At 31.5% G+C, this 568-nt stretch carries 1 pseudogene; it reads right to left on the reverse strand.

From position 1 onward, the window contains the following. Positions 1-568, reverse strand: a pseudogene (locus tag DU473_RS08285) (autotransporter outer membrane beta-barrel domain-containing protein); the annotation flags it as partial.

Here is a 568-nt window from a genome sequence, read left to right on the forward strand (position 1 = left end):
AATATACCGCCACTTTTTACATTAATACCTGTTCCTTCGATACCATTTTTGCTTCCATCAATATTGATTGCATTATTTCCTGCTTTAATGATACCACCACTTTCTATAGTGATTTCACCGATATCAATTTTATCACCACCAAGATGATCAAAAACATAAAAACTTAAGCCATTCAAGCTAGCATCTATAGTACCTTTATTAGTTAGAGTTTGTATTTTATTGCCAGCTTCTACTAAAATACCATTAGAATTTGACTGAATAGTTCCTTCATTAGTAAAAGTGCCTATGGTAGAAGTACTAGCAAAAACAGCTGAAAGATTGATAGCTGCAGAAAGTTCATTACTGCTAGTTGATTTTATGGTTCCTGTATTTTTAAATTGCTCAATTGTGCTTGCATTTAAACTTACACCCATAATACCAGAAATAGTTCCTTCATTGGTGAAATTATTTATCGTGCCATTTTGCAAAAATACACCTGTTGAAACTTCTGTAAAATTAGAAGGTTCTCTAGTTCCTACATTTTTTATAGTTCCTCTATTTACTAAAGTTTGGACTGTTCCATTATTTA

This window comes from Campylobacter novaezeelandiae, from assembly GCF_004323845.1.
Classification (GTDB): domain Bacteria; phylum Campylobacterota; class Campylobacteria; order Campylobacterales; family Campylobacteraceae; genus Campylobacter_D; species Campylobacter_D novaezeelandiae.